The 13234-nt window shown below is 54.0% G+C and carries 15 protein-coding genes and 1 pseudogene; 5 read left to right on the top strand and 11 right to left on the bottom strand.

Features of this window, described 5'->3' with window-relative positions:
* Nucleotide 1: 1 nt before the first annotated feature.
* The 3 genes from HZS80_RS16290 to coxB are packed head-to-tail and all read right to left on the bottom strand — an operon-like array spanning nucleotide 2 to nucleotide 3979.
* Nucleotides 2–358 carry a hypothetical protein gene (locus tag HZS80_RS16290; RefSeq protein ID WP_179916659.1) on the bottom strand — a complete coding sequence of 119 codons (357 nt, stop codon included), beginning with the start codon at nucleotides 356–358 and terminating at the stop codon, nucleotides 2–4.
* Between the two features lie 4 nt (nucleotides 359–362).
* Nucleotides 363–2903, bottom strand: a complete 2541-nt coding sequence (gene ctaD / locus HZS80_RS16285; RefSeq protein ID WP_179916658.1) for a cytochrome c oxidase subunit I — start codon at nucleotides 2901–2903, stop codon at nucleotides 363–365.
* Nucleotides 2900–3979: a cytochrome c oxidase subunit II gene (gene coxB, locus HZS80_RS16280; RefSeq protein WP_179916657.1), complete on the bottom strand. Its 1080-nt coding sequence runs from the start codon at nucleotides 3977–3979 to the stop codon at nucleotides 2900–2902. Before coxB ends, ctaD begins: the two co-directional genes overlap by 4 nt.
* A gap of 35 nt (nucleotides 3980–4014) precedes the next feature.
* Here coxB and HZS80_RS16275 point away from each other — a divergent pair, with 35 nt between their 5' ends.
* Nucleotides 4015–4476, top strand: a complete 462-nt coding sequence (locus tag HZS80_RS16275) for a DUF2231 domain-containing protein (RefSeq protein ID WP_179916656.1) — start codon at nucleotides 4015–4017, stop codon at nucleotides 4474–4476.
* Between the two features lie 10 nt (nucleotides 4477–4486).
* On the opposite strand, the gene HZS80_RS16270 is transcribed toward HZS80_RS16275, so the two are convergent.
* From HZS80_RS16270 to HZS80_RS16235, 8 genes are all read right to left on the bottom strand, one after another.
* Complete coding sequence (locus HZS80_RS16270; RefSeq protein WP_035557020.1) at nucleotides 4487–4912, bottom strand: CopD family protein; 426 nt, start codon at nucleotides 4910–4912, stop codon at nucleotides 4487–4489.
* A gap of 79 nt (nucleotides 4913–4991) precedes the next feature.
* On the bottom strand, nucleotides 4992–5837 hold the full coding sequence (locus HZS80_RS16265) for a DUF2797 domain-containing protein (RefSeq protein ID WP_179916655.1): 846 nt from the start codon (nucleotides 5835–5837) through the stop codon (nucleotides 4992–4994).
* Nucleotides 5821–6105 (bottom strand): YeaC family protein, encoded by a 285-nt coding sequence (locus HZS80_RS16260; protein ID WP_035556998.1) that lies wholly within the window; start codon nucleotides 6103–6105, stop codon nucleotides 5821–5823. The genes HZS80_RS16265 and HZS80_RS16260 overlap by 17 nt, the downstream gene beginning before the upstream one ends.
* 9 nt (nucleotides 6106–6114) lie before the next feature.
* Nucleotides 6115–6966, bottom strand: a complete 852-nt coding sequence (locus HZS80_RS16255) for a rhomboid family intramembrane serine protease (RefSeq protein WP_035556996.1) — start codon at nucleotides 6964–6966, stop codon at nucleotides 6115–6117.
* Nucleotides 6967–7192: 226 nt separating this feature from the next.
* A complete protein-coding gene (locus HZS80_RS16250) occupies nucleotides 7193–8209 on the bottom strand; it encodes a metallophosphoesterase (protein WP_235272535.1) in 1017 nt (338 codons plus the stop codon).
* A 2-nt stretch (nucleotides 8210–8211) separates the two neighbouring features.
* Entirely contained in the window at nucleotides 8212–9132 is a 921-nt protein-coding gene (locus HZS80_RS16245; protein WP_179916675.1) for an NAD(+) kinase, read from the bottom strand.
* A gap of 105 nt (nucleotides 9133–9237) precedes the next feature.
* Nucleotides 9238–10107 carry a carboxylate/amino acid/amine transporter gene (locus HZS80_RS16240; protein WP_035556992.1) on the bottom strand — a complete coding sequence of 290 codons (870 nt, stop codon included), beginning with the start codon at nucleotides 10105–10107 and terminating at the stop codon, nucleotides 9238–9240.
* An 87-nt stretch (nucleotides 10108–10194) separates the two neighbouring features.
* The gene (locus tag HZS80_RS16235) at nucleotides 10195–10740 is read right to left on the bottom strand and encodes a YqaE/Pmp3 family membrane protein (RefSeq protein WP_179916654.1); all 546 of its coding nucleotides are present in this window, start codon (nucleotides 10738–10740) and stop codon (nucleotides 10195–10197) included.
* Nucleotides 10741–10985: 245 nt separating this feature from the next.
* Here HZS80_RS16235 and HZS80_RS16230 point away from each other — a divergent pair, with 245 nt between their 5' ends.
* The 4 genes and pseudogenes from HZS80_RS16230 to HZS80_RS24155 form a co-directional block, all read left to right on the top strand.
* Nucleotides 10986–11393: a CBS domain-containing protein gene (locus tag HZS80_RS16230; RefSeq protein WP_035557597.1), complete on the top strand. Its 408-nt coding sequence runs from the start codon at nucleotides 10986–10988 to the stop codon at nucleotides 11391–11393.
* Between the two features lie 271 nt (nucleotides 11394–11664).
* Nucleotides 11665–12024, top strand: coding sequence for a hypothetical protein (locus HZS80_RS16225; protein ID WP_008957014.1), 360 nt, complete (start codon nucleotides 11665–11667; stop codon nucleotides 12022–12024).
* 36 nt (nucleotides 12025–12060) lie between these two features.
* The gene (locus tag HZS80_RS16220; protein ID WP_179916653.1) at nucleotides 12061–12894 is read left to right on the top strand and encodes an AraC family transcriptional regulator; all 834 of its coding nucleotides are present in this window, start codon (nucleotides 12061–12063) and stop codon (nucleotides 12892–12894) included.
* 129 nt (nucleotides 12895–13023) lie between these two features.
* A pseudogene (locus tag HZS80_RS24155) lies at nucleotides 13024–13116 on the top strand (1-pyrroline-5-carboxylate dehydrogenase); the annotation flags it as partial.
* Between the last annotated feature and the right edge of the window lie 118 nt (nucleotides 13117–13234).

Here is a 13234-nt window from a genome sequence, read left to right as displayed (position 1 = left end):
CTCACAGGCAAGGCGGAATACCGATGATGGGCATCGCTGCAAACAATACGCCGAAGGTAGAAAAGAGATAGAGCCCGGCAGAAACCCGTGCATTAAAGCTCAGCCGACCGGCATGATGTTTGCTCATGCGGTAACACCCCACCGTTAACGCAGCTAACAGCGCAACGGCGGCAAGACTGACCATAAGCAGCAACGCATTAACGAGGGTAAAAACACCTTGTTCTGGGTCAGGGGGCATGACTTCACAGGCCACAGCATGGCCACCGTAAACTGTTACAAACCAAGCACTCCAAAGCGTTAAGCCAATAACAAAGTGTAATGGGTGAGTGAGGTGTAAGCGCTGCATCACGATGGTCATCCGCCTAACTCCCTATGACACGGGGCAGCACGGCAAGCGCGCCCACGATGATCCAGAACGTCGCCACGTTATAACGCCACAATTGAGCAACGACAGCGGGCTCAAAAGGTGCATGGGCGCCCACATAGCCATAACCCACCCGCAGGCCCTGAAGCAGTGTTAGCACAGCACCCAAACCGCCATGAAACAGTGCATACGCTAGTCCCACCATAATGATTGCATCATGAGAGTTCTCGGTAACCGCAAGGTCTGCGCTCAGCAGTACCCAAAGCGTGATGCTCACCTGTACAAACCCAAGCGCGCTAATACTGAACATGCCTAGTGACAGCCCAGCATCACGCTGCTGACGCAACCCGCTTATCATTTTTTCGAGGATGCCTGCACCTACCGTGAGTGCCCCACCAGCCAACAGCAGCCCCACCAGGGAGAGCGGTGATACCTCAGGCATTCGCCATTCAGGCGAGACCGTCCAAAGGTAGAACCAGCCAAACAAATAGGAAAGGAAGAACGAGCCATTAGCGAGCATGGTTATCGACATTGCCCATAGCCCGGGGCCATCCATGGTACGCGAGTGCAGCGGAGGATCGCCGGGTGCCACCCGTGCATCAGGCGCAGCTTTAGGATGTGCACCGTTTTCCCATGACCAGCGCAATAGAAACAATCCAGCGACCACCACGGCGATAACGGCCAACGGGTAAAGGCGAGTCAGCAGACTTATACACACCACTGCCAACGCCATCGCAGCGAAAAGCGGCCACCACGAGTTACCCGGCAGGTGAATAATTTCGCGCACTTTGCCGGTTAACGGATCGGTTCCCCACATTTCACGTCGCCCATGAGTCGCTACCGCCAAACTATGCTGGCCTTCCGCTATAGTGCGCGGCAAATCAGGGTCATCCCAAAGCGGGTGGCGTGTCTCGATTTTTGGCAAACTGACAAAATTATAGGCGCTTGGCGGCATGCTATTGGCCCACTCAAGGCCATCAGCATTCCATGGATTAGGCTTAGCGGGCTTGCCAAAACGGAAGTGTAGGGCAAAATCCAGCAGCACCATGGCAATCCCCGCCGACATAATGAAGCCACCTACGGAAGAAATTAGATTAAAAATATCCCAACCCATGCCCGCGTCATAAGAGTAAACACGGCGCGGCATACCCAGCAGCCCGGTCCAGTGCATAATCAGGAAGGTGGTATTAAAACCGATGAATGTCAGCCAGAAGCCCCATTTACCCAGCGTTTCAGAAGGCATACGGCCTGAAAAGAGGGGCAGCCAGTAGTAAAGCCCGGCGATCAGCGGGAAGAACATTCCGCCGACTAAAACGTAGTGCATATGCGCCACCACGAAGTGGGTATCGTGCACTTGCCAGTTAAACGGCACCAGCGCCAGCATTACCCCCGTTAAGCCGCCGCACACAAAAATGATCAAGAAGCCTAATATCCATAGCATCGGCAGCTTCATCTTCGGCTTACCCAGCCATAACGTCGCCAGCCAAACAAATACCTGAATCGCCGTGGGCACCGCGACCAGCATACTGGCGGCTGAAAAGAAGGCTTGAGCCAGCTGGGGAATCCCCACGGTAAACATATGGTGGACCCATAATCCAAAGCTGATAAAGCCGGTGGTGACAATGGCAAAAACCACCCAGCCATAGCCCACAATCGGACGGCCAGCGAACACCGGTATCAGCGTAGACACTATCCCCGCCGCCGGTAAAAAGATGATGTAAACCTCAGGGTGACCGAACAGCCAGAAGAGATGCTGCCAAAGAATGGGGTCTCCGCCCCCGGCCACGTCAAAAAAAGGCATCCCCGCGGCACGCTCGAGCTCAAGTAAAATACTGCCCAGAATCAGCGGCGGGAAACCGACCACTATCATTAAAGCCATCGCGAGAATGTACCAGGCAAACAGCGGCATTTTATGCAGCGCCATTCCTTGGGTACGCGTACGCAGTATTGAAACCACCAGTTCTACACCTGCAGAGAGCGCGGAGATTTCAACAAAGGTGATCCCCAGTAGCCAAAAGTCCGAACCTAAACCCGGTGAATACTCGCTACTACTGAGCGGGGTATACATGAACCAGCCACTGTTCGGTGCCATCTCTAACACCAAACTAAACGTTAAAATAATGCCGCCGAACAGATAGCACCAGTAGCCCAGCGATGTTAGCCGTGGGCAGACCAGATCGCGGGCACCAATCATCTTGGGAATCATGTAAATCGCCAGCCCTTCCAGCATCGGGATAGCGAACAGGAACATCATCACCGTGCCGTGCATGGTGGTGACTTGGTTATAGATATCCGGCGTCATGAAATCTTGATCAGAAAGCGCCAGCTGGGTGCGTACCAGCATGGCCAACAGACCGCCGATCAAGAAAAATACCATCCCCGTGACCATGAATCTCAGGCCTAGGGTGGTGTGGTTTACAATGGTCAGTGCTTTTAAGCCGCGCGGGTTTCCCCAGATCTCATGCAGATCGTTGTGCAACCGCTGAGGATTTTCGGGTAAATCGCCCGGTGGCGTCACTTCACGATTAATGGTCGTCATGGTGTCAAGCTCTCCAGCCAAGCACCCAGGGACGCCAAGGTAGCGGTGTCAATATCATCGTGGGGCGGCATTTTATTGCCTGGTTTTAAACGTTGATGGTGTTGCAGCCAGTGGGTCACCGCGCCCTCTTCCATGGCCATAATGCCCGCTCCTAAGCTGGTACGGCTGCCTAAATCAGAAAGGTCAGGCCCTTCTCCAGCCGTTGAGAGCCCGGCTACCCGGTGGCAGCTCGCGCAATGGGTCATAAATGCCTCCCTGGCAGGTTCATGCTGTTGCTCGTTTGTCGCTAGCGACGACAATTCATCCGTTTGACGGTCAGTCAACCAAGCGTCGTACTCGTCGCGCTCGACAGCTTCTACATAGAGCTGCATCTGGGCATGCTGGGCGCCGCAGAACTCGGCGCATTGAGCGCCAAATACCGCTGGCTCATCCGCTTCCAAGCGTATTTTATTGATGCGCCCTGGAACCATATCAATCTTGCCACCTAACCGCGGCACCCAAAAGGCATGGATCACATCGGCACCGGTAACATGAAAATCAATGGGCTCACCCGCCGGCATGATGAGTTGATTAGCAGTCACCACTTCGCCGCCTTCCGCTCCTGGGTAGCGCACTTCCCACCACCACTGATGGCCGATGACTTCAATCACTTCCGGTGGATCGCTTAAAGGCAGCGTTAACATACGTTGACCCGTCGGCACACCAAAAGTTAACAGCGCGATAATACTGGCGACTGGCAGTATTATCCCGCCGCCGACAATCCAACGCCGTGCCACCCGGCGCTCTTCTACCGGCGTGCGTGCCACCTCTTTACGCTTAAAGGTAGACAGCCAAAAAACGGTGACCATGACTAAAACCACGGTGCCAAACCCTAGCATCACCCACCAAATCATCACCACATCTCGCGCAGCTTGGCCTGCTGGGTCTAGAATAGACTTATCGCCCGCGCAGCCGGTTAGCAGTAATCCAGCTAATAGTGCGAGCAGAATACCCAGCCGGTTGACCCTCTGCTGGGTTAAGCGTTGAATACTTGTTAAGCGCTGGATACGTGTTAAACATTGAAGACTAAGCCTCATCCCTGAACCCCCTTTTCTGCCCACAGGAAGTGACCATGGCAAAAACTCGCCAACTCTCGATCGTAAGCCGCGCCTCTATCGCCGGCCACCCATTGCATCCAGTGATGATTCATTTCCCGGTCGCCGCGCTGTTGGCGCTGGTGGCCAGCGATATCGGCTTTTTGCTGAGTGGTGATGAATTCTGGCTGCGCGCCAGCCTGTGGCTGGCTGGCGTCGGTGCGTTTGGGGGCTGGATTGCCAGTACGGCGGGGATTATCGACTTGGTCACCGTGCCGCGTATTCGCCGCCTGGTTACCGGCTGGAGTCATGCCATCGTAGCGGTCGTAATGCTCTCGCTGGCGTCGCTGAACTGGCTGCTGCGCTTTAACGACGCCAGTGCGATTTTGCCCTGGGGATTGGCCGTATCGCTGATCACCGCTGGCTTGATCGCCGTGGCGGGTCTGCTGGGCGGCCAGTTGGTGTATGAACATGCGGTAGGAGTCGACGTTGAGGACTAGAGCCACAGTGTTAGCTCCAATCCAGCGGTTTTGCTAATACAAAGCCTAGCACGCTGAGAATGGCCACTAACGCAACGCATAGCGCTGTCCAGTTGGCTGGCTTCACCCAACGGTAGTGGCCCTGCTCAAGGCGCAGTATTAACCAGCCAAAACAGCCATGAGCGGCCACCATCGCCACCACGGCCCCAAGCTTTAAGATTAACCAGCCGCCCAATATGCCATGAGTGAGAAACAGCAACGTACCCGACGCTATCGCCACCAGGGCGGCTGGAGTAGCAACAGAATTATAAAAAAAACGCGGCATCGGTGGCGTGCCCTGAGCAAAGCCCGAGTCTTTACGTAGCTGCAGCGTTTGGCTGAGCAAAGCGGGCAAATACAACAGCGAGCCGCACCAGATCACTAGCGCGGCAATGTGAAGCAGTTTAAGCCAGGGCATCGGGGCTTCCTTGCATTGCTTAAGGCGAGATAATGCGACCCCCTAACCTTAGCCAACTCACCGCACTCTGGCTAGCCGATTAACTCACCTGGATCTCGTAACCTGTGAATTTGCGGAGATTAATAACGCCGCTATCAAGTAGCAAATACTGGCCTTTGACGCCTTGCAGCACGCCTTCCACCACCGGTTGCTTATCAAAATTATGCGACACCACTTTTTTTGGGAAGACGCTGACCGGGTAGTGAAATTCTTGTGCGGGCTGCTCCAGGGTGCGAATGGCATCTGCCCCATGAGTCTCGCGGAGTTGATTCAGCCCGCCAGCTAAAAGGCTCAGCAGCCGGTCACGCTCAGCGGCTAAATCCATTGCTGTAACATCACCTTTAAGCATGGCCCGCCAGTTGGTGCGATCGGCCACCTGCTCTTTGAACAGCATTTCGACAAACCCGGACTGCTGCCGGGTATCGACTTCCAGAATCGGCAGCGCCTGTATCGCACCTTGATCCAACCAACGGGTCGGCATTTGGGTTTTACGCGTAATACCTACTTTCAAGCCAGAAGAGTTAGCCAAGTAAACGATGTGAGGCTGAAAACAGTGCTTCTCACCCCACTCCGGCTCACGGCAGGTGCCTTGGAAAAAGTGGCAGGTTTCCGGTTTCATAATGCAGGTATCGCATTGTGCTAACCGCTTAAAGCAAGGATAACAATGGCCTTGGGCAAAGCTCTTCTTGGTCGCCCGCCCACAGTGGGTACAGGCAATCGCGCCTGTCCAACGCAAACTAAGCGGCTCACCGATACGCTCATTAAGCGCGACACGGTGCTCCCCTGCACGCAAATGGTAGGCTACCTGCTCATGCTGACGATCAGGCAGCGCTGCCGCCATTTTGCTTAAACAACCTTGCACTACCGCTTCAATCACGCGCGGCATCCCGTGCCAAGCCGGCCATTTCTGGTGTTACACCAGCGCCGCTGGCAGCTGCCCCACAGGTACGCTGCTCTAAATAGCCTACGCGGCTCTCTTCCGGCACGTTATTCTCGGCTTCATAGCGCATCACCGCTTCCAAACAGAGCTCGGTCTGCTCGGGCGTTAAGCGACGACCATCAGGCCATTTGCGCAGCGATACCGCCTGTTTTAGGCTCTCATAGATCGCTGGGGTCATCTGGTTAATCATTTTCTCGAACGTCATTTCGCTCATTGCGGCCTCTTAATGTTTTTTCAAACGGCGGGATGAATAATACCAGCCTGTGATGAGCCCCACGAGTAGGCCACCCAAATGCGCTTCATTAGCGACATTGCCAAAACCAACGCTGCCCGCCATATCGGTCATGGTGAACACCATCCACCCCAGCATGAAGACCACCAGCATTTGCGGCACAAAGAAACCGCTTCGGGGCACCCGCCGCGACATTAACCAAACGTGGGCCAGCAGCGCATAAACCACACCGGACATACCGCCAAACAATACGGTACCGGTCAGGTACTGAGCAATGTTGGCCCCTATGCCCGCCACAATAAGTAGCAGTAGCATAGTGCGGCTGCCCTGCAACGCTTCAATCTGACGGCCGAAGTACCACACCCACATCAGATTAAATATCAAATGCATCCAGCCAAAGTGCAGAAATGCAGGCGATAGTAAGCGCCACACCTGCCCTGACGAGAGCGTTTGCGACAGCTGACCGAAAACCAGCTCACCCCCTGAAATACCGATGGGCACGATGGTCAACGTCACGATCAGTTGATCACCGAACACCCCTATCAGGGCAAACACCACCACGCTTATCGCAATCATCAAGGCCGTCACCGGCACTTGTTTGAGAGAAGTCAGGGAAGAAGTCATGTTCCGTGAACGCTTGGCTGAGTGCTGAAGCTCCAGGGGTTCCCCCTGTTTCCAGCGCTCTACCAGTGATGTTAGTTCATCGTGTTGACGAGGGTCAGCAATCCATAGCAGCTGGCCGTCGGCCTCGTCGGTAATGCGGTGACCAATGCGGTGGCGCCAAAGTGCCTTGCGCAGTTCGCTTGTATCCGCGTGATCGGGCAAAAGCATCACTGGATGCATAACATCCCTCTAATCAATGCGCTAACGGCATGCTGACCGCAGCGAGTAGGTATTGGGCAAGCTATCGGCTGCCAACAAGCAGGCAAAAAAAACCGGCGGTGGGGACCGCCGGAGAATAAAAGCAAGGGATCATTCAAGGGAACACTTACTCTGATAGCCGACAGCAGCGTTAGTTCAGCCGTTTTGCAAAAATTATGTAAAAAAAAGTAACCAAAGAAATAATCACCTAATCAAAATCAATTTCCCAGGGTTTAGGCAATGCCCGCTCCTCTTTCGGCACCTTAATCCATACAAAGTGGTCGGCATTTAGCGTCGTCTCCCCGCTCCAGCGATAAGCGACTAACCGGCCATATTTGACCGCGCTGTAGTCTAAACAGGCGATATTACCAGCAGGAAGCGACGGTATCCCTTCGCACCAGTAGTGACCAATAAATAACGGTGGCTGTTCTGGCCCATAATAACTCAATTGCTGCCGCTCTTCGGCCGTGAGTTCGCGGGTTTCAAGATCGCCGGGCAGGTTATCCGGTTGGAAGACCACATCACCCCACTGTTGCGGGTCTTGAGCCCAAAAGTGAGCGCGAAAACTTTTCCGCGTAAAGCCATCGCCAGAGTGTATCGCAATACCTTCGGGCAGCGAGACATGCGGGCCTCGAGTGAGGCGATCCAGTATTTGATACGCTTGGGTAGTGGGGTCGGTGGATTCAACCAAAAACTCGGTGTCCATACATTGATCAGGACGTCGCTGCTTTAGCTCGTCAATCAGTTTCTGATCCCAACAGGCATGCACCACCCGAATCCCATCTACCTCAAGGCAGAGCGGGATAGTTTTAAACCACGCCAACGTATCTTCCCACTCGTTGGTGTAGTCGCGATACTGCTCTAGGGTGTCTTGAATAATGCGATTATGACGGGGTGTATGCTCACGCAGCCAGCGCTTGTGGCTACCTGCAGGCCCTGGATGGGTATACGCCAGGGCGTTGTACTCATGGTTACCCATCACAATGTAGGCCTCGCCCTGCTCTACCATCCGCCGGGCAATGGTCACAGCCAAGCGAATACGCGGCCCGCGATCAATCAGGTCGCCAAGGAAAATCACCTTGCGGTGTGGATGGCGGTATACACCGCTGCGCTGATGATAACCCAGCTTTTCGAGTAATGCGGCTAACGTAGCGCCACAGCCGTGGACATCACCAATCAGGTCATATCCTTCCAGCTGAGGCCTGCCTTGCGTTTCACGCTGCATGCTTAATCCCCCAACCGGTGGCTCCAGCCTAATTTGCTGCGCAGCACTTCGTAGAAATTATGTCCGATGGGGTGCACCAGTTGAACGCGTTCAGGCTTACGGGTAATCACCAACACATCGTTGGGCTTCGCTACCGCCCGCGTTTGCCCATCGCAGCTTATATGCGGATAGGTTTGGTTAGTTTCGCCAATATGAATACGGATTTCGCTGGCGGCATCAATCACGATTGGCCGACTCGACAGCGTATGGGGAAACATCGGCACCAGCGTCACTACATCAAGTTTGGGGTGCATGATCGGCCCGCCACCCGAGAGTGCATAAGCCGTAGAGCCGGTAGGCGTGGCGACAATCAAGCCATCGCTGCGCTGGCTATAAACAAACTGACCATCAATAAACAGTTCAAACTCAATCATGCGCACCGCTTTACCGGGGTGCAGAACGACCTCATTCAAGGCATCGCCGTTGCCCACCGCAACACCGTTACGGTAGAGCACGGCGTCTAACAGGAAACGCTGTTCAATCTCAAATTCGCCCGCGAGCACTTCACTAACACGGGTTTCCAGCTCATCTGGCGAAATGTCCGTGAGAAACCCTAAGCGGCCACGATTGACCCCTAAAATAAGCGTTCCGCTTCGGCAGAGCGTACGCGCCGCGCCAAGCAAACTGCCATCGCCACCCACCACGATCACCAGATCGCACAGCTCCCCCAACATGCGGCGGCTTGCTTCCGGTTGACCATGGTGCGGCAAGGCAGTAGCCGTGCGGTCTTCCACCAGCACCGAATACTCATGGGCGACGAGATAGGTCACCAGACGCTGCAGAGAATCGATTACTTTATCGCTACCCAACCGACCAATCAGCCCGATGGTTTTAAAGGGCCTGCCTGATTGATCGCTGGAGTGCGACCTAGTCTCTGAAGACATAGCCTCTGAAGATTTGGCATCTGGCGGTAAGGTGTTGCTCATGGGCCGACTCTCGCTAACAGAAGCCGCCATTATGGAGACACCTGAGGTATCGGGCAAATAGGCTTAGCTAACGGCCACTTGACGACGCTGGCACCACCAATGGTTGAGCCACAGCGAGGCCGCAATGATAAGCGCGCCCAGCAGCAAGCGCGGGATATCCGCATCGCGGTTCCAAATTACCAGGTTAACGATAAGCCCTGCTGGCACCAGCGCATTATTCATAATCGCTAGCGTGCCAGCATCCACTTTAGTGGCGCCCTGATTCCAGGCAAAGTAGCCAACGCCAGACGCCACTAACCCCAGCCAGGCCAGTACGCCCCACTGCAGCGATGTGGTCGGTAATGCAGCGCTGTTGCCGAAGAGTAAATAAGCGGGTAGTGCCACTAACATTGCGCCAACGAAGAACCAGCCAAACACATTGTGCCACGCCAGCGTAGGAGGCAAATCAGCCGCTAATCGACGATAACCTACCTGACCAATAGCAAAGCAAAGGTTTGCCCCTTGCACCACTAAAAAGCCCATCCAGAAGCCGCTATCGACACCGTCATAGCGGATAACGCCTGCCCCGAGAACTGCAAGCAGTGCCGTCACGAGATAGATGGGGGTAAAGCGGCCAAACAGAAGGTCATCCAGCAGTGCGATATAGATAGGCGTAAAGATCGTGAACAGCAGTACTTCTGGCACCGACAACAGCAAAAAGGATTGGTAGAAGAAGGTGTACATCACTCCCAATTGGATGGCACCTAATCCCATGAGGGCGAGCCGCTGCTTACCGCGCAGCAGGCTGGGGCGTAAAAACGGCAGGAACACCAGCATGGCAAGCGTTACTCGTAGCAGCACCGCAAAGTAGCTGTCGACCTGCCCAGCCAGATAAACCCCTATCAACGAAAAGGAAAATGCCCACAGGGCGGTAACGCCCATTAGATAACCCATAGTAAACCCCGGCTTATAAATTAGTTTACGAGGATTATACGCACATGGATGAAGCTGCCAAGTCGTAAACGTAATAACAACCGTTGGTTAACGCCGCTGCAACCACCAAACCGCATACACCACACCCGGCAACCAACCCGCCAGTGTCAACACCAACGCGAGAATCACACGCTTTTGGCCGCCCTGTGTTAAGCCGACTGCGAGGGGTGGCAGACATATCGCCAGGGCATAATAGGCGAACTTCAACGCGGCGGGCTCGGGTGTCACTGGTTCTGCCTGGCTCACTGATGCCGTTTTGGATGATGCAGCCGGAGTCGCGTCTAGCGCCGCCTTGGGCGGTGGAGTGAAGTGTTCTACGGCGTCAGGAGCTGACTCTTTAGCGGCCTGAGCTGCCCGCTCCTGGGTAGGATGATGGGCTTCTTTATCGATTTTTTGCTCAAGGGTTTCAGCCCCTTCAGCCAAGTCATCGTGATGGCGCTCCCAGTCTTCCCAATCATGGGGTGTGCCCGATTTAGGCCGTTGGTGACCAGAGCCCCTCGCCCGTTCCCAGGCTTTCTCTTCTAATGTATTGGGTCGATCCGGGTCACGTTCACTCCCCACGCCTTTGCGGTTTAAATATTCACGTGCATCCATGGAAGGCTCCTTGATGCCTTAATTAACGGTCAGGTGATGCCATTAGAAAATTAACAACACAGAAAATTCAGTACTTATAGCGTTGAATAAAGATAGCTTGCAGGACGCACGCCATGAACAAATCACCTACAGTGAAAGAGTTGATATTACCTTAGTGCCTACAACAACGAACAATCAGAACGCACTGCCTGCGACAGCTTTATTATTGTCACAGCGCTGAATACGATGATCGAGGAGTGTCCATGATGAGTAGAGCTGCACCCAACATCGTTCGCGACATCATGTCCCGCGATTGCTACCGTGTTTCACCCGACGCATCAATCACCACATTAGCCAAGGGCCTGGCACTGCACCGCTTGCCAGGCGCACCGGTGGTTGATGCCGCCGACCGCTTAATCGGCTTTATTTCGGAGCAGGATGTATTGGGCCGTGTGCTTGATAGTATCTATCACGATGATGAGGCGCCGCTCGTTAAAGAGTTGATGCGCCACGAAGTACTCAGCGTATCACCGAATAAGAGCATTACCGACTTGGCACAGGAAATGCGGTCAGCGAAACCCAAGGTATACCCGGTCGTGGAGCAACAGCGGTTGATAGGCATCGTGACACGACGTGATATCCTAATTGCGCTGCTAATGATTCGCCGCCATTAGCCGTTATGCTGGCTACGCTTTCTTTAAGCGGCGATATAACAGGCAAGCATCAGGCAAAAAAAAACCGCTACTCAAGGAGTAGCGGAAGCAAGGGATCAAAACAAAGAGCCAGAACAACAACTTTAGCGACTGCTATCGCGCTGTTGTCTGTACATACTCAGACACGCCGCGCTGGAAAAGTTCGCAAAATAGTAAAATTTTCGACCTTGGCGGCGTCAAGCGTATAATTAAATGACAATTTGTGAACTGATGACGCCTAGGAGCCCAGCGAATGGCGCTGTATTTATTGGTATTTGGAGTGTGCTTGCTGGTGATTGGCGCGGTAATGCTGGTGTTGATGACCTCAAGCACGCCGCGCTACCGCACTGAACCTAAGGATTTACTGGCGCTGTTTGATAAAGCGCTCAACAGCCAGGTAAGCGAAACCGAGTGGAACGCTATTATCGGCTACCCTATTCGGCATAATGAGTATTTGGATGGCATTCGTCGCCGAGCCGCGCATTTAATGGAACAGCATGGCCGACGCTGGATGGTAGCCCAGGGTAAACCATTGCTCAATCAAGAGGGCCAGGCTGAACTTAAGGCCCTTCGCGATCATTTGTCCGCACATACAGCCCTCCGCCAGCAGTAGCGGTTCAGCAGACCTATTGCGATTAAGGAGACCTGCATGCCCAGTACCATTCGACAAATTCCGCTAGCCAGCGCAACGCATCATCATACCCATGACTTTCATCAGATTGTGATTACGCTGTGTGGCTCATCAGAATTTGAAATTGAAGGCTTAGGTGGCAGAGTTAATGCCTTTTCGGGCTGTATCGTGCCTGCTAATCACGAGCACTACTACTCGGGTTACGGCCACAATCGGCAATTAATTTTTGACCTCCCCGAAGACGCCCCCGCGCTCACCGGTGAAAACCGCGAACTGGTAGCGCTGTTTGATGCACCGCGTTTTTTTGGCCTAGATAACGCGCTGCAACACTATTTAGCATTTATGCAAAGCGAACTTGCTCAAGGGTTTGACACCTCGACTAACTCCTTTCAGCAAGACCGCTTGGCTGCCACGCTGCTGGGCTCACTGAAAGCGCGATTAGGCACCACCGCCAACAGCAACCAGCAGCGCCTGGACTTGACGCGCATTAACCGCTTTATTCGTCAGCACCTCGCCGAAGACCTGCGCGTCGCCGATTTAGCCCGGCTAGCCTGTTTAAGCGAAGCGCATTTCTCCGACTGCTTCCGCGCCCAAACCGGGCTGTCGCCCTGGCAGTACGTTAAGCGCCAGCGTCTGCATGCGGCCCGCCAACTGGTCCTACAAAGCCGTCTTCCCCTCACCGATATTGCCATTCAAACCGGCTTTGCCAATCAAAGCGCGCTCTCCCATGCATTTCGCCGTAGCTACGGATTGTCGCCGCGCAAACTGCGCCAAGCGGATGTACCACCGATCGCCATGAGCCCGTCAAATGCTGCTTTAGGGCCGCTAGCAGGCCAGCAGAAACTCTACTAAAGTCGTATAATTGCTGCTCTTGCCGCGAAATTGACACGTTTTGCCGCGGAACCAACATACACTCGAGGTGGCGGCACTCTACATTCAGTTATTGGTTTGGGCGAAACGCCTTGTTACTCATTTGTTCTTTATCTGCAACGCTTTATGACTGAAAAAACGATTACTAATAACACCGCTGCGTTAGGCGGGAACGCGTCGCTGTTGGCGCTAGGCGATGAGTGAGTAGCTCATCAACGACAAACCAAAACTCCTGAACAGGGAACTACCACATGGTCGAAAATAATAGTGGGATCATTGCTGATAAACGTGCCATCAACTTTTCTGACACTATCTCTAGTAG

It is taken from the genome of Vreelandella glaciei (assembly GCF_013415125.1).
GTDB lineage: Bacteria > Pseudomonadota > Gammaproteobacteria > Pseudomonadales > Halomonadaceae > Vreelandella > Vreelandella glaciei.
Note: the sequence above shows the minus strand (reverse complement) of the source record. Positions and strands in the feature narration are given on the sequence as shown.